The organism is Salimicrobium flavidum (assembly GCF_900156645.1).
Taxonomy (GTDB): Bacteria; Bacillota; Bacilli; order Bacillales; family Halobacillaceae; genus Salimicrobium; species Salimicrobium flavidum.
The window spans coordinates 146525-171261 of the sequence record NZ_FTOC01000004.1; the positions used below are offsets into that span (position 1 = coordinate 146525).

General features: G+C 47.5%; 24 protein-coding genes and 1 pseudogene. 6 read left to right on the forward strand and 19 right to left on the reverse strand.

Annotated features, from left to right (window positions below; all coding sequences use genetic code 11):
* Window position 1: 1 nt before the first annotated feature.
* From BW944_RS07670 to BW944_RS07730, 14 genes are all read right to left on the reverse strand, one after another.
* Window positions 2-832, reverse strand: coding sequence for a hypothetical protein (locus tag BW944_RS07670; protein WP_076558385.1), 831 nt, complete (start codon window positions 830-832; stop codon window positions 2-4).
* A complete protein-coding gene (locus tag BW944_RS07675; protein ID WP_076558386.1) occupies window positions 810-2027 on the reverse strand; it encodes an ABC transporter substrate-binding protein in 1218 nt (405 codons plus the stop codon). Before BW944_RS07675 ends, BW944_RS07670 begins: the two co-directional genes overlap by 23 nt.
* 302 nt (window positions 2028-2329) lie before the next feature.
* A complete protein-coding gene (gene kynB / locus BW944_RS07680) occupies window positions 2330-2956 on the reverse strand; it encodes an arylformamidase (RefSeq protein ID WP_076558387.1) in 627 nt (208 codons plus the stop codon).
* A 12-nt stretch (window positions 2957-2968) separates the two neighbouring features.
* Window positions 2969-4195, reverse strand: coding sequence for a kynureninase (kynU, locus tag BW944_RS07685; protein WP_076558389.1), 1227 nt, complete (start codon window positions 4193-4195; stop codon window positions 2969-2971).
* Between the two features lie 280 nt (window positions 4196-4475).
* On the reverse strand, window positions 4476-5312 hold the full coding sequence (locus BW944_RS07690; RefSeq protein ID WP_234983144.1) for an exonuclease domain-containing protein: 837 nt from the start codon (window positions 5310-5312) through the stop codon (window positions 4476-4478).
* Window positions 5313-5333: 21 nt separating this feature from the next.
* Window positions 5334-5582 carry a hypothetical protein gene (locus BW944_RS07695; RefSeq protein WP_143525690.1) on the reverse strand — a complete coding sequence of 83 codons (249 nt, stop codon included), beginning with the start codon at window positions 5580-5582 and terminating at the stop codon, window positions 5334-5336.
* 5 nt (window positions 5583-5587) lie between these two features.
* A complete protein-coding gene (locus tag BW944_RS07700; RefSeq protein WP_076558394.1) occupies window positions 5588-5830 on the reverse strand; it encodes a DUF2164 domain-containing protein in 243 nt (80 codons plus the stop codon).
* The gene (locus tag BW944_RS07705; RefSeq protein ID WP_076558395.1) at window positions 5830-6213 is read right to left on the reverse strand and encodes a hypothetical protein; all 384 of its coding nucleotides are present in this window, start codon (window positions 6211-6213) and stop codon (window positions 5830-5832) included. Before BW944_RS07705 ends, BW944_RS07700 begins: the two co-directional genes overlap by 1 nt.
* 48 nt (window positions 6214-6261) lie before the next feature.
* Window positions 6262-6453, reverse strand: a complete 192-nt coding sequence (locus BW944_RS07710; protein WP_076558397.1) for a hypothetical protein — start codon at window positions 6451-6453, stop codon at window positions 6262-6264.
* A 67-nt stretch (window positions 6454-6520) separates the two neighbouring features.
* Window positions 6521-6967, reverse strand: a complete 447-nt coding sequence (locus BW944_RS07715) for a nucleoside deaminase (RefSeq protein WP_076558399.1) — start codon at window positions 6965-6967, stop codon at window positions 6521-6523.
* Between the two features lie 53 nt (window positions 6968-7020).
* On the reverse strand, window positions 7021-7353 hold the full coding sequence (locus tag BW944_RS07720; RefSeq protein ID WP_076558400.1) for a hypothetical protein: 333 nt from the start codon (window positions 7351-7353) through the stop codon (window positions 7021-7023).
* 104 nt (window positions 7354-7457) lie between these two features.
* Complete coding sequence (locus BW944_RS07725; protein ID WP_076558402.1) at window positions 7458-8483, reverse strand: hypothetical protein; 1026 nt, start codon at window positions 8481-8483, stop codon at window positions 7458-7460.
* Window positions 8484-8789: 306 nt separating this feature from the next.
* Window positions 8790-8936, reverse strand: a complete 147-nt coding sequence (locus BW944_RS15025; protein ID WP_159438204.1) for a hypothetical protein — start codon at window positions 8934-8936, stop codon at window positions 8790-8792.
* A 139-nt stretch (window positions 8937-9075) separates the two neighbouring features.
* Window positions 9076-9264: a hypothetical protein gene (locus tag BW944_RS07730; protein WP_076558404.1), complete on the reverse strand. Its 189-nt coding sequence runs from the start codon at window positions 9262-9264 to the stop codon at window positions 9076-9078.
* Between the two features lie 265 nt (window positions 9265-9529).
* On the opposite strand from BW944_RS07730, the gene zwf reads away from it, so the two are divergent.
* Both zwf and BW944_RS07740 read left to right on the forward strand, forming a co-directional pair.
* Window positions 9530-11017, forward strand: a complete 1488-nt coding sequence (zwf, locus tag BW944_RS07735) for a glucose-6-phosphate dehydrogenase (RefSeq protein ID WP_076558406.1) — start codon at window positions 9530-9532, stop codon at window positions 11015-11017.
* Window positions 11018-11029: 12 nt separating this feature from the next.
* Complete coding sequence (locus BW944_RS07740) at window positions 11030-11647, forward strand: cyclase family protein (protein WP_076558407.1); 618 nt, start codon at window positions 11030-11032, stop codon at window positions 11645-11647.
* A gap of 494 nt (window positions 11648-12141) precedes the next feature.
* Here the strand turns inward: BW944_RS07740 and BW944_RS07745 are convergent, their stop codons facing one another.
* On the reverse strand, window positions 12142-15408 hold the full coding sequence (locus tag BW944_RS07745) for an efflux RND transporter permease subunit (RefSeq protein WP_076558409.1): 3267 nt from the start codon (window positions 15406-15408) through the stop codon (window positions 12142-12144).
* A 207-nt stretch (window positions 15409-15615) separates the two neighbouring features.
* Between BW944_RS07745 and BW944_RS07750 the strand changes: the two genes are divergently transcribed.
* Window positions 15616-16473: a TetR/AcrR family transcriptional regulator gene (locus tag BW944_RS07750; RefSeq protein WP_076558411.1), complete on the forward strand. Its 858-nt coding sequence runs from the start codon at window positions 15616-15618 to the stop codon at window positions 16471-16473.
* Window positions 16474-16563: 90 nt separating this feature from the next.
* Here BW944_RS07750 and BW944_RS07755 read toward each other — a convergent pair whose 3' ends face one another.
* A complete protein-coding gene (locus BW944_RS07755) occupies window positions 16564-17319 on the reverse strand; it encodes a MerR family transcriptional regulator (protein ID WP_234983145.1) in 756 nt (251 codons plus the stop codon).
* A gap of 108 nt (window positions 17320-17427) precedes the next feature.
* On the reverse strand, window positions 17428-18708 hold the full coding sequence (locus BW944_RS07760) for an MFS transporter (protein WP_076558413.1): 1281 nt from the start codon (window positions 18706-18708) through the stop codon (window positions 17428-17430).
* 199 nt (window positions 18709-18907) lie between these two features.
* Between BW944_RS07760 and BW944_RS07765 the strand changes: the two genes are divergently transcribed.
* Both BW944_RS07765 and BW944_RS14890 read left to right on the forward strand, forming a co-directional pair.
* Complete coding sequence (locus BW944_RS07765) at window positions 18908-20164, forward strand: MFS transporter (RefSeq protein WP_076558415.1); 1257 nt, start codon at window positions 18908-18910, stop codon at window positions 20162-20164.
* Window positions 20109-20720 carry a TetR/AcrR family transcriptional regulator gene (locus tag BW944_RS14890; RefSeq protein ID WP_076558555.1) on the forward strand — a complete coding sequence of 204 codons (612 nt, stop codon included), beginning with the start codon at window positions 20109-20111 and terminating at the stop codon, window positions 20718-20720. Before BW944_RS07765 ends, BW944_RS14890 begins: the two co-directional genes overlap by 56 nt.
* 15 nt (window positions 20721-20735) lie before the next feature.
* Here BW944_RS14890 and BW944_RS07775 read toward each other — a convergent pair whose 3' ends face one another.
* Window positions 20736-22340: a M20/M25/M40 family metallo-hydrolase gene (locus BW944_RS07775; protein ID WP_076558417.1), complete on the reverse strand. Its 1605-nt coding sequence runs from the start codon at window positions 22338-22340 to the stop codon at window positions 20736-20738.
* A 176-nt stretch (window positions 22341-22516) separates the two neighbouring features.
* On the opposite strand from BW944_RS07775, the gene BW944_RS07780 reads away from it, so the two are divergent.
* Entirely contained in the window at window positions 22517-23353 is an 837-nt protein-coding gene (locus tag BW944_RS07780; protein ID WP_076558419.1) for a YitT family protein, read from the forward strand.
* A gap of 282 nt (window positions 23354-23635) precedes the next feature.
* Here BW944_RS07780 and BW944_RS07785 read toward each other — a convergent pair.
* Window positions 23636-24681: pseudogene (locus BW944_RS07785) on the reverse strand (zinc-binding dehydrogenase).
* Between the last annotated feature and the right edge of the window lie 56 nt (window positions 24682-24737).

The window sequence follows — 24737 nt, forward strand, 5'->3', positions numbered from 1 at the left end:
CTTACAGCCCTTCAGTTATATTTCGTCGTTTTTTATTCATAAAGAAAAGCAGGATCCACGCGACAATACCGATGAACGCACTCGAAGATACCATAGCCGCAAATGCAAGAGGTCGCTCGCTCCAGTCCCCGGAATAGAACCAGTCATACGTAAATACTGAAATCATTTCAGGAAACGTAGCACCCACCAGGGCGGGTACTTCATAAGCACTGAATGTAAAAGCGAAAATAATGAGCCCTGTCTCTATGAGTACCGGTGCAATAAACGGCCATTCAGCATCTTTTATTCTCGAAAGAAAAGAACCTCCGAGTGTTTCCACAAGATCATCATACGCCCGGTTCCTTTCAAGATAGACCGGAAGAAGCATAAGAATAACAAAGGGGATCTCTTTCCCCAAATAAGTAAGGATGATCCCAATACCCTGCGGATCATTCGCAAAAGCCGGGTCGCCGGGAAGGAATCCACTGATCACCCCTCCTTCCCTGAACAACAGAAGAATCAAATAGGCCCATACGAAATGCGGAAATATCATCGGAAGCCACACCGCGAGCTTCCCTCCGGTATTTTCAAGATAAAAAAGAAAGAAACGGGTCATCAGCCATCCGATCATCAGGGAAAGAATGGTGGAAATGAGAGCGATCCACATACTATAGAAGAAGGAAAAGAGAAATTCAGTATTCGAGAACAGGGCGGAATATACACGGAGCGTCACCTCCCCGTCAGGAGTCAGGCTATTCCAGAGGGCAGACCACAATCCGTATAAAGGCAGGAGGAGGAACAAAAGAGCAGGAGTGAGCATCAGCCACGGTTTACGGCGTACGAACAACTTCATCTTCCCACGTCTTTGTCATCCATTCGAGATAGTCAGTATCCAACTCAGGACGGAATGCTTCCCTCAGTCTTTCCGCAGATGGTACAGTCTCCCCCCGGTCCAGCTCTTCAAACTGCATTTGCATGTCCTCCGGCAACCGTTCAATTGCTATCGCCGTATTATCCCCCCACGAAGATGGTCTCATTTTCTGGAGCTGAGCTTCCGGGGACAATAAATAATTGATCGTCGTCAACGCCCCCGGGACGTTGGTACTGTTAAACGGGATAGAAAGAAAATGGGCGTTCCCCAATGAACCGGAATCCATAACGAACGTCTCCGTCGTATCCGGAAACACACCGTCATTGATCAGATGTTCACTTCTCGCCTCATTGTACCCCATGGTCATAGAGACCTTCCCTTCACTATACAGGCGATCCAGCTCGCTCAGTGAGGAGGGATAGTACTCGCCTTCCCGGAAGAGGTGAGGCTTCCATTCATTCAAATCATTCCACATCGCATCGGAATAATTCTCGGCTCTTTTCCTGTCGAAAGATTGTTCAGTCAATGCTTCCGCGTCTTCTGCTGTAGCCAGGAGCATCTGTCTCAAGAAAGCATTCCCGGTAAAATCGGAGGGGGTCGGATAAGTGAACTCGCCGGGGTTGGCTTCCACCCAATCGGTCAACTCTTCGTACGTTTCAGGCGGGTTCTTCACTTTAGCCGCATCATACTGCAAGGCAAACTGCACTTTCCCCCACGGTGCTTCCATCCCTTCTGTTTCTGTACCGAAATCATGGGTGAATTCCTCTTTATCATAGTAATCCCGGAAATTGGGGAGCTTATCCCGGAAAGAACCATAAAGAAGTTCATTCTCTTTCGCATTTTTGAAATTTTCTCCGTTTACCCAAATAATATCGATGGTACCTTCCTGCTTCCCTGCCTGACGTTCCGTTCTCAATTTTTGTAGAATATCACCGGTATCCATCGGTGTCCGAGTCAGATTGATGTCATGGTTTTCTTCCAGGCGGGGAGCCACCCATTCATCGATATAAGTATTGATGCCATCGTCTCCTCCCCACATGAACAGGTTCACTTCCGTATTCTGAGCAGAAGTTTCTATATCATCAAAGTTCATATCGGAAATATCATCTTCCGAGCCTTCGGAGGTGTCGTTACACCCGACAAGTAACATGACGATGACTAGGAGCCATTTTTTCATATAACCATCCTTCCCTACACTATCTGTCCATTTACCCTCGCAAGAGAATTATCTAACACTCCGGATATTTTGAAAAGTAAGAAAGATTACATCATTTTTACTATCTAAAAATATTGTTGGGTATGATGCAGAAGAAAAGCACCGGTCGAAGTCTGAAAAAACGAGGGGGAGAGAGGGGATTCTCGGGTTATGTTACGCCTTTTCCTAGAAGGACCCATTATTAATGAAGAAGACTCCAGAAACCGTACCGCTAGTCAGGAGCCTTCTTTAGCCAGAGAGCTATACAGGTAATTCGACGGGTCTCATTCATCTACCGGCTTCAGTACAGCACGGACCGGACTCCCATCCGCATCTTCAAGTGCGAGCGGAAGGGCACAAAGTTCGTATGTTCCGGGCTCGACTTCCGCCAGGGCGGCGTTCTCCAAAATATGAACTCCGCATGAGAACAGGGCATGATGGGCCTCGAGCGTTTCACTGTCCATCGGATCGACGGAAGGCACATCGACGCCTGCAAGTCTGATATTCTTTTTTCTTAAAAACCCGGCAAGCTCCGGCTTCAAAAATGGTGCTTCTTCCGGAAAGTCTGAAGGGTCGGGGCTCGCACCCGTTTTGAAAAGTACACGACCGACACCCGCAAGGTCCACACCATCGAACACTTCTTCTCCGATGGCCGTATATCCCCGACAGTCCACCACCTTCGCTCTTCCGATATAAACATCAACATCCAGATCAAGCACCTTCCTCCCTTGATTATCAAAGTGGAAAGGAGCATCGATATGAGTCCCTGTATGCACACTCATCGTAATGTCTCCGATGTTGACGGATCCGCTTTCCTCAATCGTCACTGAACGATGGTAGGAAAAAGGGGTATCTTCCGGCCAGGTGGCGATCCGATCGTTCATTGGCTGTGATATATCAATCCATGTCATGCTTCTTCCTCCTTATGCTATGACGTCCCGTTTATTTTCAAACGCTTCATATCGTTTCTCTTCCATGATCATTCTTAAAATGTTCACCGTCTGCAGGCAATCCTCGAACGTGTTGTACAATGCTGTCGGAGCAAGGCGAATTCCGTTCGGATTACGGAAATCAGGAATGACCCCTTCCACTTTCAATGCCTTCGTGATTCTCGCGGCTTCCGGGTGCTCGAGATAAACATGTCCCCCACGTCTGTGATCTTCACGTGGATTAGCAACCGTAAACCCATGTGGAGCCAGTTCTTCGTCTATCAATTCCATCAGGTATCCGGTCAACCTCAGAGATTTCTCACGCAGTCTCCCGATTCCTGCCTCTTCAAACATTTCAAGAGAACCGATAAGAGGAGCGACGCTTAGAAGATGCGGGGTCCCGAGCTGATAAGCGCCACTGTCCGTTGCTTTTTCAAAAGAATGATCCATATCAAACTGCTTCTCCTTATCAGAGCCGAACCACCCTGCAAGCCCCGGAGTTTTATCGAAGTGCTTTCTGTTTATATAGATGCCTCCGACACTCCCCGGCCCTGCGTTCACATACTTGTAATTACACCAGAATGCGAAATCGACTCCCCACTCCGTCAATTCATGAGGAAGAGCACCGATGGAGTGACTAAGATCGAAACCGATCAAAATATCACGTTCATGAGCAGCTTCAGTGAGTCGTTTCATATCCAGGACCTGTCCACTGCGATAGAGGACACTGGGCAAAATCACCAGTGCCGTCTCATCCGTCATTTGCCGTATGATCGCTTCTTCCTGCATGAGCCGGCCATCTTCACTATTTACCCGTATAAGATGAGAGTGATCATACCCTTTCAACTTCAGTTGACTTTGAAGCGCGTAAACATCTGTCGGAAAAGCCAGTGCATCTGTGACAATTTTTGTACGGTTCCCTGTAGGGTTATAAAATGTCGCTGCCATCTGATGAAGATTGACAGTCGTTGAGCCGGTTACAATCACCTCATCAGGATCAGCCCCGACGAGGGGAGCCATCCGATCCCCTAGTTTCTCCGATAAGGAAAACCATGGAGTCTCGTCATCACCCCAGCCATCTATTCCGAGCTCTCGCCACATACCCATTATCTTCTCCACCGCTTTTTCGGCACGCACGGACATGAGACCGAGAGAATTCCCGTCCATATATATTTTTCCCCGAGGTATGTAGAACTCATTTCTGAATGTCAGTTCTGTCATCGTTTCTCCTCCTTTTTCTTTGACTACCTTGAAATTAACATTTGGGAACAACTTTCACGAACTTCTCTGTTAAAGCCTGGTGTTGATTTCAGAACGAAGATGGAGACGCCTGCGGAAGGAGCATGAAAGGAAAATCACCAGAATCGACGAATGAGAGATTCGGGAAGCCCGGGGCAAGCTTCCACCCGTAGGGATGAAAATCAACAATAAACGATAACAGAACCTTTTCTTTCATCATACAGGAACAGGCTTCCCCTCGGAAGCCTGTCCCCTCAAATATTCAAAAACCGCCTTCTCCTTTTTCCGCTAAATACGTATATACGTCACGTAGATTCACAAAACCTAACTTCTGTATATCTTCAATACATGCTGCCCATAGTTTAGCCGTCGCTATCGCATCGGAGAGGGCATGGTGTCTTTCATCGATGGAAATTCCATATTCACTGCAGCAATCATCAAGGGTCGTGAGCTGTTTTTCTTCTTGAGCGATCCTTGTCACAAAAGCGGTGTCCACGATTCTATAAGAGAATGTTTTCTTCAGTTCCCGCCAGGTTGCATGAGCCATAAACTGTTTTTCATGTCGGGCATGATGGGCAATCAGTACACCCCCACGCACAAACGAGTAAAAATCTTTCAGAACCTCTCTGATCGGAGGTGCTTCTTCAAGCATACTCCCTGTTATACCTGTAAGTTCTTCTATTTGTTCAGAAGGAGGTACATCGCTATAAACGAGGGAGTAGAATGTTTCGTCTTCTAGCACATGCTTCCCCTGTACACGAACAGCTCCGATGGAAAGAATTTCATCTCCTTTGTAAGGATAAAACCCCGTGGTCTCCAAGTCGAACACTACGATCCGCAACTCATCGAACGGCATTTCCATCATGTCTTTCGACTGGAGCTGCCGTTCGAGATTCCGCATATAGGCAATTTTCGCAGGATCATTTTGACCAAGCGAAGAAAATCCTTTACCGATCCGATCCGTCGCTTCCTTTACGAATTGGGTGAACGGGTTCATGCCCTCCCTCCTTCCAAGGCGCGAGACCCGCTTCTCTAATGTAAGAACCCGTCCGAACAGGAACACCACCATAGCCACTAAACCGAACACCACTAATTGCATCCTTCCTCTCTCTTCTTTCTATCACAGGAAAATGAAAACGATAAGCGCAACAATCACGATTCCAATGTCCATGACGATTCCGATTATTCCACAAACCATACCTAGAGTGGCATACCAACGTTTCGGATCATCCGGAACCATCCTTTTCATAGCCCTTCTGGCATAGGATACGGCTATCATACCCAGGAGCCAGCCGATGAGAGGAACCGGGAGGGAAAGCAGACCAAGGACCAAAGAAATGATCGCATTCGTTTCCTGTTTGCTTCTCACATCCCTCATCTTCTTCGCACAGGACGTTTCAAAGACTCCAGATCATCCTCTATCCCTATCATTTTCTGTTCCACCATGCTTCTCGAATCCATAACACCCTGATTATAGAAATGAATCGCCAATTCACCCGCAAAGAAATGAAGCCAACTCTCTGCAGCCAGCTCCCCGATCTCTTCCCCGTGCTCCTCACGTATGTAGGACTGGATCCGCTCCTTCATTTCCTGTTTACGTCCTTTTGGTATCTCCATCAGAACCTCTCCTTCTCTTCCATGCCTGGAGCTCCTGTATAGTGCAGGGTCACTTCGCCTGCAGCAACGATATCCTCTCTCAACAATTCAACGATAAAACCGCTCAACAGTCGATCGTCCCCGGTATCAGGAGTGCGTGCAAGCTCAATATCGATATGAGCCAACTCCTCCTCAAGCGTTACAAAAAAATGTTCGGCATCATCGAAAATCATCTGAACGGAAGGCTCCAGAGCTTCCGTCATAGCCTTTTCCTCAGCATTCATTTCCACGTCTCCCTTACTCTGCCCTGGTGCGACGTTCGTCAATAAGGCGAACCCTATGATGAGAAGACCAATTACGATGATACCTATGATATTAAACAATATTACTTTCGATTTTTTCAATCTTATCCCTCTCTTTTCAATGATATGCGTGCATGATAAGTGAATTGGCTATGATTCCAAATGCCGCTCCTCGCTTTCCTTACTCTCAGAAGCAGGTTCCATTACAAGAAAACTCATCAGAGCAAACAAAACGAGAGGAACGTACATATACCCCGGTACGGAATAAAGAAAAACGATTTGACCAATGACCGTGTAAAGAAACAGACCGATAGTTATAAAGTAAAGAAAAAAATGTCTCATACACGCTTCTCCTTTTCCATTATTTTAACATTTTTCCTCATAGCCGAATCTTTCTCAGATGATTCTTTTATCGTTTATTATAGAAGCGTTCCATAGCTGTTTCTCCACTCAAAGGATGATGCTCCATCCGGAACGTCCTAAGCTCTTTCGATCGCTGCAGATCCTCATAAATTTCTTTTCCCTTAGAAAGCCCCACTCTCGCCGCTTCTTCAGACGTTTCAGCAAAATACACCTTTTGTATACCTGCATACTGCATCACAGCGAAACACATCGGGCACGGCTCTCCACTTGCGTACATCACACACTCGGATAAATCATCAGTCTCAAGTTCCATTTGGGCCCTGCGGACGGCCAGCATTTCAGCATGACCACTTGCATCGTGTTTGACATGCAACTCATTCACGCCTTCACTGATTATCGTGCCCTCCTTTACGAGTACCGCTCCGAATGGATGTCCTCCTTCATCGACATTCTGTTTGGCGAGGTCCACCGCTTTCATCAAAAATTCATCCATAGCTCATCCCTCCTGTATCCTGATTATTCACTTATTGGAAAAGAATCAAACCGCTACCCTTTTTTCACGAAATAAAAAGCGAGGGCGGAGACGATCGTCAGAATCAGTCCGAGAAAAGAGAGGACGATGAGTATACCTTTTTCCACATCATTTCCGCTTGCTGAAAATAAAGAACCATACGTGTATGCACCGGTTCTTTCGGCTACACGATATCTCCCTTCGTCCCGTATCGCAATTTTTTCATCAACAGGGATATCCGGTACTCGGAAGTAAGCTGTACCTTTTTTATATAGATTGGAGAAGTTACCGCCTGATTGTTCCATGTCGGAATGAGAAATCACTTCTCCTATCTTTTCTCCCGCCTCGGGGATATATTGCTCTGTCACTTTATACTCGTACCCTTCCCAAACAACGAATGCATACTCCTAAGACGTAGCCGAAACAGTAACAGGCAGGAGCGACAGCACCAGGAAAAAAGACAATATCCTCATCAGTCTGCTATCGTCACGGTTTCTTTTTCATCATTATTCATGACTCCTTTTGAAATCGTGATGCTCCACTCGTCCTGGTCTGGTTCATACGTTACTTCCGTCACATTCAGTGGGCTTTCTCCCCCAGATGCTAAAGCTTCCCTTACCACTTCCCGGTCTGTTTTTTCCGCTTCTCCAAGATGACGAGCCTCCCGAATTTTCGTTTTATAAGCAGAGGACTGCGCCGGAAATGATTCAGCCACGGCTCCATGGGTAACTGTTGCAAAATCCCCGACTTCAACGTCCGGGGGAGCACTACTGAACCAGGTGAAGTCGATGAGCATGCGACCTTCTTCGACTTCTGTGACATAACCTGAAGTTTCTGATGCAGCTACTTTCGTATAGACTTTGAAGTCGAACGAAGAACGCACGACGTCGATTTCCTCTTCTTCGAGTTCTTCCAGGAATCCTGCTTCTATATCCATACTACCTCCTCCACAGGAACCTACAGAAGATAGTTTCGCCCCAATCGCTTCGTGCTCTTTCAATGTATCCATCACTTCTGTTACCCGCTGTCGCTTTTCTTCCTGGGAGATAGGAACCTCATCGATGATGACAGCTTCTTCATTATACGTTTCTCTCACCTGTTCAATCGCCCGGTGCACTGCTTCACGTTCTTCCCCGGGTAAATCCTCTTTCAGTTGTACAACGATAGAGGTATCTGCCACAAGCATGCCGCCGAGTGTCATCAGATCATCCAACGATACCCCCTCCTGTTCAAGAGCAGCCTGGAAGGTCTCTTTGCGTTTCAATTGGATACGTGTTTCTTTAGCTTTCTTTTCTCCCATCTCCTCCATCAACATATCGGAGCTCAGGTCATACTGCTCCATTTCCTCTTCAGGAACTTCCTCAAGCGGCTGTCCCTTAATATTGTATTCCGGACAGGAAAGAATCCCCGGGTCATCTCCAGGCTCTTTCTGAACCGTTCTCGATTCCCCGCAACCAGCGAGTATGGATATCATCAATAGAACTAAAATGAATCTCATCCTGACACCCTCCTATCAATAATTCTTAATCCAAAGGCTACCCTGAAAATAAATATTCAGGCGGACGCTTTCCGGGGGCATGGCGGTGATTTTCCGTTCATGCTCATTCCATAGGTGTCTTCACCCTTTATTCTGAAATCAACAACCGGATTTACCAGAGCCAAATAAAAAAAGTGTGCGGCTCAAAACATCCAGAAATTTTCCTCCATCTTCGTTTGATTCACTATATGTAAAGTTCTTTTAAACAAAGAGGAAATCCTTCCCACATATAAAAAAGTCTCCTGCGGATTCCTCCGCAAGAGACCACTACCATTCCTCATATGTTTCGTCGCCGCCTTTGTTCCACCATGTCTCCGGCTCCATATACTTTTTACGGATTTCTTCAAGGAGTTCTTCTCTTTCTTCCTCATTCAGCTGTTCCAGATCCTTCATAATCCTTGCTTTGATATCCATCTTCCCACCTCCCGTTATTTCACGATACCCGTTTCCTGGAAAATGAAAAACAGATGCATGTAATATTCACAAATAGAATAAGCCTCTTTTGCGGTGTCTTCACCGCAAAAGAGGCTTATTGCTCCTCGTTCAAATTCTTCTATTCAGCGATTTTTGTATTCGAATCCAGTTGTTCAATCGCCCACTTCTTATCATACATGGAATGTTTGATAAGGCTCGTCAATATGATTTCGGCTTCTGTATACGTGTAAAATACTTTCGTCTCGGTTCGTCCAGAAGATGTAAGTGCTTTTCTGCCGCCATTATCCTCGAATGTGATTTTATACATTTGATTCCCATCTCCTATCCGCGCACTTCCGTCCGCATTCACACCATTCGTAACACAAGATGGAAAATGAGGGGGTCATGGAACTAAAATCTTAAAAACTTCCCCTTCGTTAGACAGTTAAAGTCCCCAATGATATAACGCTTACATTATAAAAGTCAATGCTTTATGCCTGAAAATTCTCAAAAATTCAGTTTATCAATTTGATATTAGCGGCGTTTCCTTATACAATAAACCATATCATCCTGAAGAAGAGTGGGGACTGACTATGGAAAACCAAGAGATACCAAAAGCACTAATCATTATATTCGGAGCAACCGGAGACCTGGCTAAACGCAAGCTCTTCCCGTCGATTCATCGTCTTTACCAGAATGGAAAAATCGGAGAAGATTTTGCGGTCGTCGGTATCGGTCGTCGTTCCTGGAGCAACGATCTGTTCCGTTCAAATGTACGTAATTCCCTCGGGGATGATGTAACGGAGAAAGAGAGCGAAGCGTTCATCTCCCATTTTTATTATCACCCGTTCGATGTCTCTGATTCGGCATCATACAAAAGTCTCGGAACTTTACTTAACGATTTGGAATCAGATTATCATACAGAAGGCAATCGAATTTTCTACCTAGCGATGGCACCACAGTTTTTCGGTACGATCGCCAACAACCTGAAAAAACACAACCTGAAAAGTGACTCGGGATGGTCCCGCCTCGTCATCGAAAAACCCTTCGGCCACGATTACGACTCTGCCCGAAAACTGAACGATCAGATCACTTCAGCTTTCGATGAAAGTCAGATTTATCGTATCGATCACTACCTCGGAAAAGAGATGGTGCAAAACATCGAGGTCATCCGGTTCGCAAACGGTATTTTTGAACACTTGTGGAACAACAGGTTCATCTCGAACGTCCAGATCACTTCAAGCGAAGCTTTAGGCGTCGAGGATCGTGCTAATTATTACGATGTCTCAGGGGCCACACGAGATATGGTACAAAACCATATGTTACAAATGGTCACCCTGCTGGCTATGGAACCACCAATCAACCTCAATCCTGAGGAAATCCGTTCCGAAAAAATCAAAATTTTAAGAGCGATCCGGGCAGTAGATGAAGACAACATCGACAACTATTTCGTCCGCGGCCAGTACGGACCCGGCAAAATGTTCGGTAAAAAACTACGCGGCTACCAGGAAGAAGCGGAAGAACTCAAGAATTCAGACACGGAGACGTATGTCGCCGGAAAGATCATGATAGACAACTATCGCTGGGCCGGGGTCCCTTTTTATATCCGTACCGGGAAAAGACTGGAAAAAAAATGCACAAAAATCGTCGTAGAATTCCAGGATATCCCGCTGAACCTATATCAGGAAAAGCGCAGAGGTAAATCGCCGAACCTGCTGGTTATCAACATCCAGCCTAATGAAGGGGTGACGCTCTTCCTGAATGCGAAAAAACCTGGAATGGGATCTTTCGCTGAACCGATCAAATTATCTTATACTCATGAAGCGGTAAACAGTGTCAATACTCCAGAAGCTTATGAGAAACTGTTGCATGATTGCATGGTCGGAGATACGACGAACTTCTCGCATTGGGATGAAGTTTCCCTTTCCTGGAGATTCGTCGATCGTATCCTCAAGAAATGGTCGAAAGAAGAACCCGATTTCCCGAATTATGCAGCCGGAACGATGGGACCTCAGGAAGCAGACGATTTACTCGAAAAAGACGGCTTCCACTGGTGGCCTACAAATAATGAAGATGATTAAGGAGTGAACGTAATGAATATTTATGACGTATCCATGACGATTCGTGAAGGCATGATCGTTTACAAAGATAAACAGGAAAAACAACCGAAAATCACAACGAATACGAACGGTCACGTAACGGAATCCCGCATTGATATGGACCTCCATACGGGCACCCACATTGATTCTCCGCTCCATATGATCAATGATGGAGAAACGATGGAAACCATCTCCATCGAGGATCTCGTCGGTCCCGTAAAAGTCTTTGATGTAAGCAAGGCTGGGGACAGCATCGACAAAGCAGATATTGAAGGGCTTGATATCAAAGAAGGAGACTTCGTACTGTTCAAAACGAAGAACTCTTTCCATGAATCCGATGACTTCGATTTCGATTTCACTTTTGTGGCTGCTGATGCCGCCGAGTATCTGGCCGATAAAGGAATCAAGGGGGTTGGCGTGGACGGCCTTGGAATCGAGAGAAGTCAGCCGGACCATCCGACCCACCGCTCCCTTTTCCAGCACCGCATCATCATCATTGAAGGACTCCGCCTGAAGGAAGTCCCTCAGGGTGGGTACTTTATGGTTGCAGCGCCTTTGAAAATCGACGGAACAGACGCTTCGCCTGCACGTATCCTTTTGATGGACAAATAATTTGTAAGTAAAAGAAGTGGGAATTTCCCTTCTCCTTCATATACTGCACCTCGACTTTTGGATCTTGTCCAGTCATCGAGGTGCAGTTTTTTGTTTTTATCTTGGCTCTGGTAAAGCCTGTTGCCCGTTTTCAACGCTTCAGGCGGACGCTTTCCGCGGGCAATGCTTCAGCCTCCTCGTTTCCCTTCGGGGTCTTCAGCTACCCGAGCTCCCGTCGGAGTCGCCGCCTGTCTCTTCTCAACATCAACAAATATCAACACTCACCATTAACAGAGCCTTTATCTTAAAGCTATGTTAGCGTTTATTGTTGATTTTTGAACGAAGGGTGGAGACGCCTGCCTAGAATGGCATGAACTTAAAAATCAGCCGAATCGATCCCAGAGAGATTCGGGAAGTTCTCGTAATACCCGCGGCAAGCGTCCGCCTGAATATTTATTTTCAGGGTAGCCTATCTTAAAAACCGCACCCGGGGGACCCGGGTGCGGTTTTATCTTTTATCTATCTCTGCGATTTTTATTCACAAGCTCTTCGAGAGCTTCCAAGATATCATTTTTCGAATACTTCTCACTTTCTTCTTCTGGCTGGCGAGGTTCTTCTTCTGCATGATTTTCGGAAGTTTCTTCATTCCGGTTCTCCTCATAGTCTCCTCTTTCGATAAGATCCCGCTTGTACACAACGCCTCCCTCAGGTGTCATATACTTTTTGTTCATATCCCGTGTCGATTTATCAAAGAAACTGTAAATGACCGGTATGACAAACAGCGTGAGGAACGTACTACTTATCAGACCACCGATGATGACAATCCCCATCGGTTGAATTGTAGCTGAGCCTTCTCCGATTCCGAGTGCAAGAGGGAGCACACCCAGTATCGTTGTAATCGTCGTAATCAGAATCGGACGGGTACGGTCTTTCACCCCTGTCACCAGAGACTCAATAACATTCATACCTCTATCCCGCTGCTGATTCACATAATCGACGAGGACGATCGCGTTATTGACGACAATACCCCCGAGTACGACCACCCCTATGAGGGCCATGGCACTGATCGGTTTCTGCGTCACAGTAAGCGAAAGCATGACTCCGATGACAAGCATCGGCACCGTGAACATGATGATGAATGGATGTTTGAATGATTCAAATTGAGCACTCATCACGAGATAAATGAACACCAGCCCGAGTACAAAGGCGAGGGTCACATCTGCGATCAGATCATTGACGAGTTCCTGATCCCCTCCTACGACGAATTCCGCTTCATCAGCAAGTTCAATATCATCTATCGTTGTTTCGACGATTTCAGATACATCACTCAATTCACTCGATGCGTTGAATCTTACAGTGAAATCAGCACTCCGTACCTGGTCCGCCCGGTTAATGACACTCGGTGCGCCGCCTTCTTCGATCGTTGCGACTTCGGCAAGTGTGACGTATCCTCCCTGACCATTAGCGATCGTGATATTTTCGAAGTTCTCTCTGCTGCTTAGAACATCATCACTGTACTGGACACTCACTTCGTACGTTTCTTCAGACTCTGTCGTGATCGAGCCGGCATTTGTACCGCTTGTAGCAGACCTGATCGCCTGTGCTACCTGGGCAGGAGCCATTCCATTCTGACTGGCTGCCTCTTTATCGACAGTAGCCTGCAGTTCTGTCACTGCATCCTCTTCAGAGCTCGTAACTTCTTCGATGATACTTTCATCTTCGAGTTCAGTGATCAGTTCACTGCTTGTTTCCTGCAAACGGCTGGCGTTCGGGTCTTCGATGGTGAAGGAGTACGTGTTCGGTTCTCCTCCGAAGCCGGAGGAAGCTGCGTTTGTCATTGTAATATCAGCAGCATCGTCCACACCTTCGACCTGATCGGAAAATTCATCGATGAATTCCTGAGTGGATCGATCCCTTTCCCCTTGGCCTTTCAGGGTGACGAAGATTTCTGCGATGTTGCTCTCCGAACCTGTACCCATGCTCGCCCCTTGTGAAGTGGCTCCGATCGTACTCATATAGTGATCCACAATATCTTCACCTGCGAGCTCTTCTTCCACAAGCTGTACCGTTTCTTCCGTACGGCTGAGACTCGTGCCTTCTTCATGCTCCACTTCAATCATCGCCATTCCTTCATCATTGGTCGGAAGGAATTCGACACCGGTCGTCGACAGACCGAGGGCACCGATGACAAGCGTGGCTGCTGTGATCAGCAGTACAAGTGCCCGGCGTCTAAGCGACCAGCGTGAGGCTTTCTCCATCGTACGCATGAAACGCGAGGTTTTCCTTTTTTCTTCTTCCCTTGCGTTCGGCACCTTCAGAATCCGACTTGCGATCATCGGAACGACGGTTACCGCAACGAATAGCGAAGCGAACAGACTGAAAGCAACCGCAATCGATAGCGGTGCGAACAGATCTCCGGCGATGCCTGAGATAAATACGACCGGAAGGAAAATCGATACAGTGGTAAGCGTCGATGCCGTAATCGCACCGGCCACTTCCTGCGTCCCCTCTGCGGCCGCCTGTTTCGGCGGTTTCCTCATCGCCAGGTGCCGGTAAATGTTTTCGACGACGACGATGGCGTTATCGACAAGCATCCCGATTCCAAGAGCCAGTCCTCCAAGGGTCATCATATTCAGACTGATATTCGTGAAGAAGAACAGTGCAAATGTGACGATAATGGAAAATGGTATCGCTATACCTATGATAAGCGGCGTTTTCAGATTACGAAGGAAGGCGAACAGTACAAGCATCGCCAGTATACCCCCGCTGATCAGTGCAGTGATGACACTGTTGATCGAAGCCTGGACAAACTCCCCTTCATCGTAGATGCTCACGACTTCAAGATCCGAGTACTCCTCATCCTCAAGAAGCGTATCCAGCTCCTCATTCACATCCGTCGATAATTGAGCCGTATTGGCATCCGATTCCTGCGTTACTTCAAACTGAATAGCAGGCTTCTCATCCACACGGGTGATGACATTTTCATCTTCAGGGTTAAGCGAAACGTCAGCGACATCCTGAAGCGTCACAGCTCCGTCTCCGCCCTGACCTACAGTGATTTGAGCTAATTCATCAGCAGAAGTCAGTTCACTCAAGACCCTGGTGGAAATCGTTTCCTGATCATCTTCGTTCACGATCACCCCACCTGGCATGGTCGCCTGCTGTGCCTGGATCGTCTGGACGACGGTCTCCTGATCGAGCCCATTATCCTGCAGAGCCTGCTGGTCGAGGATGACCTCGAACTGTTCCGTTACTGTGCCGGACTCAGAAACATCCGCCACTCCATCCACACGGGATAGTTCCTGATTCAAATCCGAAGCCTGGTCCTGAAAATCTATGACTTCATCTCCCCCCGAGGCAACGGCCAGTTGTATACTCGGAAGCATGGATGGATCGAACTTCAAGAAGGTCGGCGACCCGGCATTATCCGGAAGTTCCGCCTGGTTCATCGTGGATACGATTTCCGTTTCTATATCATCGAGACTCGTATCCGATGAAAATTCCATGATGATGATCGCTGCCCCTTCCATGGACTGCGATGTTATATTCTCAAGGCCCGAGGTATCCGAAAGTTCTCCTTCGAGTTCTTTCGTAACGTCACTCAGAACCTCTTCGGGTCCTGCGCCCGGATAACTTGCGGTAACTGCGGCTGCTGGTGCTTCCACATCCGGAAACAGCTGGATTGGCAAACGTGATAACGATACAGCCCCTAATATAAGTAATAGAAGCATGATGACGATCGTAAATTTAGGTCGTCGTATTGATAAATTCCAAAGTTTCATGTTGCGCGTACCCCTCTCTCTTTCTTTTGTACTTCTCTTTTAACGTATAACTGCCCTTAATAGTTTCACATCGATTCATTTTGACAAAATTGACTGTACAGTCATACAATATAAATGACCACAAAGTCATTTTCAAGTATTATCGCTTAATTCATGAAATTTTCACATTACCCATGCAGTAGTTCGAGGGGGAAAGGGAGTACCTTAATGAATGAAAAGAAATGGAGAATACTCGAAACAGCGATCCACCTGTTCGCGACCCGGGGCTTCCACCAGACATCCATACAGCAGATAGCCGACGGCAGTGACGTATCCAAAGGTACGATCTATTTATATTTCACCTCGAAAAATGACCTGATCGCGTCCATTTTCAAATACCTTCATACACAAATAGAAGAGGAATTATCGGAAATAGAGGAAGGGCCGGGTGCCCCGAAGGAAAAATTCCACAATAAAATCCTCACCCACCTGAATGAAATGAAAAAACACCGGGAGTTCATCATGCTTCAACTGCGTGAATCGTCCCTTACTCTCGACGAATCACTACTCGGCGTATTGAAAAAGTTGCATACTTCCATCTTCCATTCCGATCAGCTCATGCTTTTGAACGTCTACGGAGAGGAGTTCCGACCACATGCCGCAGACGGTGCCCTTGTGCTCGATGCCCTCCGGTCTTCCGTCACACATCTGCTGTTAACTGAGGAGGGCCCTGCGCCCCTCGACAAACTCGCTGCCTTCATCGTTCACCGTATGGATGAGATGGCGGCCGGGATGTGTGAGAAGAGCCTGGCTCCGATTTTGAACAAATCCGGTATGTCCGACGGCAAAAACAGGATCCTGGCTGTTACGGAAGAGATGAAGGACACGCTCGGTTCTCTGTCGTTGCCACCGGAGAGAAAGGAAGACGTTCTGCATACCATCGAATATATCCAGGAAGAATTGAAAAAGCCCGATCCGAAACCGTTTATCATCCGTGGTATGCTCATCAATTTCTCCGGTCTTCCCCACCTCGAGTCGTTGGGTCGGAAGCTGGTGGAGAATCTTACTTTCACAAGTGGTGACTGAATAGTCAGTTCTTTCCCTTATGCTTTTAATGATAAAAGTTCCGCAAATACAAATACCGGCGCCCTTATTCCGGCGCCGGCATCCCTGCGTTCATTTCTGTTTTTTGGCCCATACTGCCATCGCTTCGTTCATGAATACGGCGAGTCCCTGTCCATACCGATCGATATTTTCGGTGAATCGTTCATCGGCTACATACATCTCTCCCAGCCCCCGGAACATATCAGGAGAATAGGTGCCGAAGTGATCATTCAAAAACCGGTAAAACTCTCCTATTTTCTCCTGTGCGTCGGTACTTTCCGGTCCGTTGTGACGCAGCGTGGCAAGGTCCTGAAACATTGCGTCCCATTTCTCTTCAAGTTCTTTATTATCAAACCTCCTCATTTTTTCGTTCGCATCGTCGACAGCTCGATCTCCCCATTTTTCTCTTGCTTCCTGTTCATAGGGGTTTTTCGAAAAATCCACTCCGCGGAATTTATCTTCGTTCATCATATTTCCGGCTCCTCTCCTGTCGTCAATCGTTTCATCGATCTTTTCGATCATTCGTTCAAATCTCTGTTTCTTTTGTTCCATCATCTGTCTCTGGGTGTGGAGGGCTTCTGTCACATCGAAAGAGTCGCTGTGCACGATGTCGTTGATGTCCTCGAGGGAAAATCCGAGTTCCCTGAAAAACAGAATCTGCTGCAATAGCTGCACATGCTCATCTTTATAAATACGGTACCCAGACGACGATCGTTCCGGTACAAGCATACCGATAGTGTCATAGTAATGAAGAGTACGCACACTGATGCCTGCAAGATCTGCGAGTTCTTTTGTAAGGATATCCGCTCCCCTCCTTTCCTGTTTCAAGAATAACCCCTTACGTTGCGTCAGGGTCAAGTACTCATGAGGAGATCCATAAAAATTAACGAAAAAAACCTACGACCGGCGACTGCTTCCGATCGTAGGATTTCCAAATCATTGATCTCGTTCCTGATCTTGTTCTTCGCTTTCCTTTTTCTCCTGGGCTGCCTCCCTCTTCTCCTCGGCAGCTTCTTTCTTTTCTTCCTGCGCTTCCTTCTTCTGCTCTTCCGCTTCCTTCAACTGATCGTAGCGCTGACGCTGCCGGTATCCGTAGGCTGCAGAAAGTACGACTTCTTCATTCTCGAGCGCAGACCCGAGTGCGCCGATGATCGTCGCCACACTCGTAGCCGTCCAGGCAATATAGAAGTAGTTGACGTAACCGACATCAGCCGTCACCTGAGACTGCATCATCCCCATCGGAATCAAGATAATGACGGCGGCTGAAAAGAGAATGAATAAGAGGGCATAATACATCCCTACCGTAACGAACAGAGTCAATACCGTAGCAATGTTATATAACTTTCTTAAATAGTTTTTCGTATCCTCCCGCTTGGTTTCCCACAGCTGATGGGCAAGTATGATCCATAGCACCATCGCTGTGATCGCCACGATCGCCAGCATGAACATACGCCAGATGCCGTAATTACTGCTGAGCATCCAGAGGGTCGGAAATATGAGAGCATAAGCTCCTGTTGCGAAGGCCAGAACGATGAGTTTCATGAAGGAGGGGAACATCGTCCAGGGACGGTTAGCCCGCACCATGCCTGAAAGTATTCTCAAAGCGCCTCCCAGTTTCGTTTTCACGGTGAAGCGTACGTCGATATTCGATTCTTCCTCGTCCGGGGTTTCCCTTTTGATCGGAGACATCCGATCGATGAACCGCTTCCCTACGAGCCTTTTGGCGTCTTTATTTTTAAGTTCCCTATGCTCTCCGTAGTCTTCTTCCTCTCGCTCCTGAATACGTTTCTCCGCTTCTTCCCTTTCTTCATCCGAGGTACCGTAGTACATCTCATTGACAAGCTGAAGAACCGATTCACGTATGCGTTTGATGAGAGGTGTGGCTCCAAGCGCCGGGATACTTAACAGCGCTGCGTTCTCTTCTACATAAGCTTCTGCCACAATCGGCCGTTTCCCTTTGAAAAGAGGGAGATCGGTCAAGCATATGACATAGTCCCATCCGTATTCCTTTTTTTTGTCCAGCGTCGCCCCAAGGATTTCCGAAGAATTCTCCGTCGCTCCCGTAAGCGCATCTGTTTCGTAATCCACTTCCCACTCTGCCCGGTCATCGACATAATACGCGAGCAGATCAGGGAGGAAGTTCTTCAGACCTTCCGTTATACGCTTGGCGTACCCAGGCGCCGTAATCAGCCCGAGCTTGAATGTGGATTGGCCCATTAGCCTACACCTCCTGCTTAGTTATGTATTATTCATCCTAGTAGAGTATAACCGAAAATCTTTTCTTTAAACGGAAATTTTTACTTGTAAACCGACATTAGTGTCAGTATAATAAAACCGACATGAACGTCAGTATATAAATTTCGTCTCAACTACCTAAAAAATAACACTTTCACATGTATTAAGGGGATGTAGAGCTATGGAACAGTCGCTATGGAAAAATAAAAATTATATTACACTCATGAGTGCTCAGCTCATCTCCAGCCTCGGGGACTGGCTCAGTATGATCGCCATTTTCACCATGGTCGGCATCCGCTGGGAAGCTTCCCCCTTTGAGGTGTCACTCACTATGCTCTCTCTTGCCGTGCCGATGGCGCTTTTCGGTCCTTTTGCCGGAGTCGTTTCCGATAAATTTCCGAGAAAATCGCTGATGATCGTCTCCGATATCGTTCGGGCCGGACTTATCATCGGACTCGCCTTCGCCTCCTCGATCTGGATGGTCTACGGCTTTTTATTTGCGATCGGCTGTTTCTCAGCCGTATTCGTGCCATCAAAAAACGGGAAACTGAAGGAAATCGTCGATCAAACGCAGCTCAAAAGCGCCATGTCAGTGACATCCGCCATCGACTCCGGAACGAAAATCGCCGGTCCTTTGCTTTCAGGGCTTCTCGTCACGCTTTTCCCGGTCAGTACCGTATTTTTCATCGACGGAGCTACATTCCTTCTCTCTGCTGTACTTCTTATCTTCATCAGAGAAGACCGGGTGCTAAGTACTTCCACGGAAAAAGGCACTGAGTCGTTCAAACAGGACTGGCTGGAAGGATTCGCATTCATGAAGGAACATGTCTTCCTTCTCTCGGGTCTGGTCATTATTGGGAGCGGTTTACTGATTCTGCAGCTCGCCGATTCCCAGTTCATCGTGCTGATCCGTCAGCTTTCGGAAGCCTCACCGGATCTGTTCGGGTACCTGATCACAGCTTCCGGCGTCGGTATGCTGACGGCTAGTGTGATTCTTGCACGAAACACCGATTATAACGCCTTCCTCCTGATGGTCTCTGGAATGACAGGACTCGGACTTAGTTTCTCCCTGCTCGGATGGTTCACCCAACTCGACCTCGCCTACTCCACATCGTGGATGATCCTGCTCGGCTTCGTAGCCGGCTTCACCTCCAGTCTCGGATTCATCCCCTTTCAGGCGAGCATTCAGGTGACTACACCGCCGCACCTTACCGGGCGTGTCTTCGGAGTCGTCAACAGTGTCACTACGACGGCGACCATCGTCGGACCGCTGACCGGGGGCATCCTTGCCACAGTGTATGGCGTCATCCCTATTTTCATCAGTACCGGGATTCTTCTCGTACTTCTCAGTCTCGTATTCTTTATGAACAGGAGGAAACTCAATGGCACCGAAAATGAGCGACTACCAAAAACAGCTGCGGCGAACGGACATTCTTGATGCTGCCGAAGAGGTATTCACGGAAAGAGGCTACGAACACACGACGATGAAGGATATTTACGAAAGCGTCGGTCTGAGCCGTGGCGGGTTATATCAGTATTTTTCCAATAAACAGGAGGTTTTCGAAACTCTGATCGGAGACAAACTCGAAGAAATCCATGATAGAACCTCTGCTGCCCTGGAGGAGGGGGAAGACCCCTGGAATCTGCTGAAAGAGCGGTTGTTCGGAGAAGAGAAACAGCCTCGTGAAAAGAACGACCCGCTCGCTCCGGTGATTCTGGAATTTTTCGTCACCGGCAGGAATGACCTTTCCATATCTTCTTTTGCGAAAGAGAGATACCGTCTCGGCGTGCAGATGTATGCCAATATTATAAAAAAAGGAGCGGAGACAGGGAGATTCACTCCCCGCTTCGCTCCTCCTGTCCTTGCCCGCTCCATCGTCGCTTTTACGGACGGAATCGCCGTCGATACAGCTCTCGCCGGAAAAGAAGTGCGAAAGAAAGAACAGAGTGAACTTATTTATGACACCATCATCCACATGCTCAAAGTCCAGTGAGAACTCCTTCTCTGACTAGTCTCTTCCGCTTATATGGTGGATCAGTTTTCTCAAAAGTACCGGGGTTTCTTCAAACGCATTCACCTTATGAAGACGCTCCGTCCTCTTGTGGGCATCTTTCCCGTATGGCCCTAGGTTCAGGACCGGGGCTCTTAGTTCTTTCATATCTTCGAAGGGAATCGTGTACCCGTTCCCCCATAACGGCGCATTCTTCTCAAAGGCCTTCCAGTCTCCCTGGTCGCGTTCGTAGTTCACGTAGCTGAGATCGGAAATGCCATTGAAATAATGTACCTGGGTGATATCCAACGAAAATTCATCCATGGCTTCCTTCCGGATTACGGATACCAGTTCCCTGACGAGCGGGTCTTCTGAAGAATTGACGGCCGGGTAGTAAGGAGTGCCGAACAAAAGCACAATGACCGGACCAAGTTCCTGACAATGAAGCATCAGTTTATCCACGATGCGGATTGCCGTTTCGCGGTCATCCCATTCCCCTGCACCCACCGTTTCCTTCCTGTACAATTCGACCATATCCGCTCCGAGCTTCTTTTCTGCGTAATCCAGAAGCTCCCGGTACTCCATGACGCCTACGTCCCAGAGAGGCTGCACCCCTTCCCTGTGACATACAGCTTCATACGCTTCATTACAGGCCAGTGCCGCTTCTTTTGCCGTAGCTCTGAACAAATCCAGGATGTCCTTCGCCGAGCGATTGAGCAGAAAAGCGTTGAATAGCACCTGGGCCCGGTACGGCGTCTGGGTCGAGTATTCCATCCCCATCAAATCCTTCTGACGCAGCGAAACCGGAAGCGGGGTGCTTTCCCCGAGCGCCGTTTCCCTGAAATCGGGATTCCATTCCATTTTCTGCGTAAGGAACGTCGCCATATAGTTAGCCGTCATGCCGCTCAACGGGTTTCCCACATGCGTTTCCTTTCCGTACAAAAGCGCAGCAGGCATGATTTTGCCGATGGAACCTGTGTACATATAAAAGTTTTCGTCTCCGAGTTCCTGGAACGTCGGTTCACTATTTAAAAAGAGGGACAGTTCCAGGTCGTACTCTTCTTTTATAGCACGAATGGTCGGCACCGCTTCCCTCATACCTACTGAATCGACTTCCTCATCCGGAACGGTAACGAGAAGCAGGTTGATCGGCCATTGTTCCTCGGAAGCCTGAGCGAGCAAGCCCATATGCATAGCGAGCCCCATTTTCATATCCATGGTTCCACGCCCAAATAGATACTCTCCGGACTCAAGGTCCTCCCTCGCTTCTTCCGGAAGTTCCTCTTTGTACTCATGGAGGGTCTCCGTCAGAAGTTCCGGATGAAAAGCGAGATCTTCCAGGTGTCCGTAATCTTCCGTGTTCACCGTATCGAAATGGCTGAGAAGCACAACCGTCCGTCTGGAATTTTCCGCTCGGTACAGAGCCCCCACTCCTTCACGCCCATCCGGGGCTCTGAATAGTCTCAGCTTATCCGTATGCTCGCGGAAATATGGAAGACTCCTCAATTTATTTTTCAAATGATGCGGAAAGACCCGCTCCCCTTCCGTGCCGGAGCGGCTTTGCCAGCTGACGAGTTCTTCAAGCAGATGTTTCAGTTCCTCTTTCGTTTGCCATTTAGTCATCCTTTTCCCTCCGTCTTCTTTTCGGTATTGCAGCCTTTTTCCGTTTTTTTCGACTACTATATTACGTATTGTATAGGAGAAGGAAACATTTGTGAACGGCAGTACTCAACTTACTTAAGGCGTTAACATCTGGAAACAGGTACGATATGATAGGAACAATGAGGAGGTGCACATATATGCAACGAAATATACGCGATTTAATCATACTTATAGCCGGAAGTTTCATTCTTTCTTTCGGCATCAACTACTTCGTCATCCCAAACCAGCTCTCGGAGGGTGGGGTCTTCGGTATCACCATCGTCACCTATTACCTGTTCGAATGGTCCCCGGCCCTCGTCAACTTTGTACTGAATACATCTCTGGTAGCTTTCGGCTATCGTTATTTCACGAAAAGAACCACCATTTATACGGTGATTGCTATCATATTGAACTCTCTATTTCTTCATATCACCGTCGGCTGGGGGGAAGCGATGGATGACCGGCTTCTCGCTGCATTATTCGCAGGGTTGGCCGTAGGTCTCGGTATCGGCATGATTTTCCGCGCCGGAGGAACGACAGGCGGCACTACAATCCTCGCCAACATCATGCACAAACTCTTCGGCACAAGTGTCGGTACAGCCATGCTTGCACTGGATATCCTCGTTATCGTCGGGAGTGCCTTCGTCATCGGTCGGGAAAGGGCCATGTACACCCTTATTTCCGTTTACATCGGAGCGAAGATCATCGACATGCTGATCGAAGGGGCCGAGGAACGAAGCGCTGTGATGATTATTTCCGAGAAGAATATCCAGCTGCTTAACGTCATTTTGAAACAGATGTCACGCGGAGTCACTATTATGGAAGCTCAAGGAGGATACAGCCGGGAAAACCGTGACATCCTTTACCTCGTCATCAATAAACGGGAAATCGTACAGTTGAGGAAACTGATCGAAGACAATGACCCGAACGCCTATGTCACCGTGCACCGCGTCCAGGAAATCTTCAGAAGCGGGTACAAAGGAAAAAATTCATAAGTAAAAGGAACAAAAAAACTATACTTTCTAACAATAAGGCTCTGTTAAAGCCGGTTGTTGATTTTAGAACGAAGGGTGGAGACGCCTGCGGGGCTAGCATGAACGGAAAATCACCGGAATTGAACATAGTGAAATTCCGGAAGCCCGCGTCATGCCCGCGGCAAGCTTCCACCCGTAGGGATGAAAATCAACAATAAACGATAACAGAGCCAACAATAAAAAAGATGGCCGAACCATAAACCTGGTTCAGCCATCTTTTTTCACTCTTCAAATCGTTTTTTCTCAGTCGGAAGGAGAACTATATGAGAAGAATTCAGTATCCCCCTCTTCAGGAAGTAAGATGATTTTCCCGAACTTACCTTTTTCCTTGAAATATTGTTGCGCTTCTCGCGCTTTCTCCAAAGGGAACGTTTTATCAATGACCGGACTTATCTTCCCTTCGGATATTGCTGTAATCATCTGTTTGAACTCTTCTCTCGTACCGAGCACCGAACCGTAGATGGTTATATGTTTCAAATAGACCGTTCTGAAGTCGAGCTGCGTCTTCTGACCCCCAGCAGAACCGGAAATACAAAATTTCCCGCCTTTTTTCAATACATGAATCGAAGTGGCGAACAACGCATCACCGACAACGTCCAAGACAGAATCGATCACTTCTCCGTTCACCTGAAGAATCTCTTCGGCAAGGTTATCCGACTTATAGGATAGCACGTGAGAAGCTCCTAGTTCCTTCATTCTCCGTTCTTCCTCAAGGTCCCCGACGATAGCGATGACCTCCGCACCGAACACGTTTGCTGCTATCTGGACGTTCAAAGAACCTACACCACCATTTGCACCGATGACCATCACCGTTTCCCCCGCCTTCACTTCAATCTGATTCACCATATGCCAAGCTGTAAGTCCGCTTACGGAGAAAGCAGCACTCTTTGTATAATCAGCCAGAGGCATCTGAAAACACAAGTCTGCCGGCCATACTACATATTCCGCATATCCTCTGCGATATGCTCTGTTCCTTCTTCACCACTTGAAGTGAACGGAAACAATACCACACTACGCTCTTTATAAGAGGAATTGACGCTCTTCCCGATTTCTACTACTTCCCCCGTTATATCAGACCCCGGCGTTCGCGGGAAGGTAACACCTTCCGGCCTCCAACCGGACTTCCCTCCTGTGCCATAGTCTCCTTCTCTCATCCAGATCTCTGTATTGTTGATTGCACAGGCCTTCACTTTCACAAGAACCTCTCCTTCTCCCGGTTCCGGCCTCGGCACATCTTTCATTTCCAACTTTTCTACATCACCATATCCTATTACCTGTACTGCTCTCATTCTATTCATCCTCCCTGCTATGATTAATACGTATTACGTGTGGTTGTCTCTTTTCA

What these genes read in the sequence shown, in the direction of transcription:
- BW944_RS07775 (WP_076558417.1), bottom strand. Translation starts at nt 22,340, where the DNA reads ATGACTAAATGGCAAACGAAAGAGGAACTGAAACATCTGCTTGAAGAA.
- BW944_RS07765 (WP_076558415.1), top strand. Translation starts at nt 18,908, where the DNA reads ATGGAACAGTCGCTATGGAAAAATAAAAATTATATTACACTCATGAGT.
- kynB (WP_076558387.1), bottom strand. Translation starts at nt 2,956, where the DNA reads ATGACATGGATTGATATATCACAGCCAATGAACGATCGGATCGCCACC.
- kynU (WP_076558389.1), bottom strand. Translation starts at nt 4,195, where the DNA reads ATGACAGAACTGACATTCAGAAATGAGTTCTACATACCTCGGGGAAAA.
- BW944_RS14890 (WP_076558555.1), top strand. Translation starts at nt 20,109, where the DNA reads ATGGCACCGAAAATGAGCGACTACCAAAAACAGCTGCGGCGAACGGAC.
- BW944_RS07675 (WP_076558386.1), bottom strand. Translation starts at nt 2,027, where the DNA reads ATGAAAAAATGGCTCCTAGTCATCGTCATGTTACTTGTCGGGTGTAAC.
- BW944_RS07760 (WP_076558413.1), bottom strand. Translation starts at nt 18,708, where the DNA reads ATGGGCCAATCCACATTCAAGCTCGGGCTGATTACGGCGCCTGGGTAC.
- BW944_RS07700 (WP_076558394.1), bottom strand. Translation starts at nt 5,830, where the DNA reads ATGGAGATACCAAAAGGACGTAAACAGGAAATGAAGGAGCGGATCCAG.
- BW944_RS07690 (WP_234983144.1), bottom strand. Translation starts at nt 5,312, where the DNA reads ATGCAATTAGTGGTGTTCGGTTTAGTGGCTATGGTGGTGTTCCTGTTC.
- BW944_RS15025 (WP_159438204.1), bottom strand. Translation starts at nt 8,936, where the DNA reads ATGGATATCAAAGCAAGGATTATGAAGGATCTGGAACAGCTGAATGAG.
- BW944_RS07745 (WP_076558409.1), bottom strand. Translation starts at nt 15,408, where the DNA reads ATGAAACTTTGGAATTTATCAATACGACGACCTAAATTTACGATCGTC.
- BW944_RS07730 (WP_076558404.1), bottom strand. Translation starts at nt 9,264, where the DNA reads ATGTATAAAATCACATTCGAGGATAATGGCGGCAGAAAAGCACTTACA.
- BW944_RS07780 (WP_076558419.1), top strand. Translation starts at nt 22,517, where the DNA reads ATGCAACGAAATATACGCGATTTAATCATACTTATAGCCGGAAGTTTC.
- BW944_RS07710 (WP_076558397.1), bottom strand. Translation starts at nt 6,453, where the DNA reads ATGAGACATTTTTTTCTTTACTTTATAACTATCGGTCTGTTTCTTTAC.
- BW944_RS07740 (WP_076558407.1), top strand. Translation starts at nt 11,030, where the DNA reads ATGAATATTTATGACGTATCCATGACGATTCGTGAAGGCATGATCGTT.
- BW944_RS07750 (WP_076558411.1), top strand. Translation starts at nt 15,616, where the DNA reads ATGAATGAAAAGAAATGGAGAATACTCGAAACAGCGATCCACCTGTTC.
- BW944_RS07725 (WP_076558402.1), bottom strand. Translation starts at nt 8,483, where the DNA reads ATGAGATTCATTTTAGTTCTATTGATGATATCCATACTCGCTGGTTGC.
- zwf (WP_076558406.1), top strand. Translation starts at nt 9,530, where the DNA reads ATGGAAAACCAAGAGATACCAAAAGCACTAATCATTATATTCGGAGCA.
- BW944_RS07715 (WP_076558399.1), bottom strand. Translation starts at nt 6,967, where the DNA reads ATGGATGAATTTTTGATGAAAGCGGTGGACCTCGCCAAACAGAATGTC.
- BW944_RS07670 (WP_076558385.1), bottom strand. Translation starts at nt 832, where the DNA reads ATGAAGTTGTTCGTACGCCGTAAACCGTGGCTGATGCTCACTCCTGCT.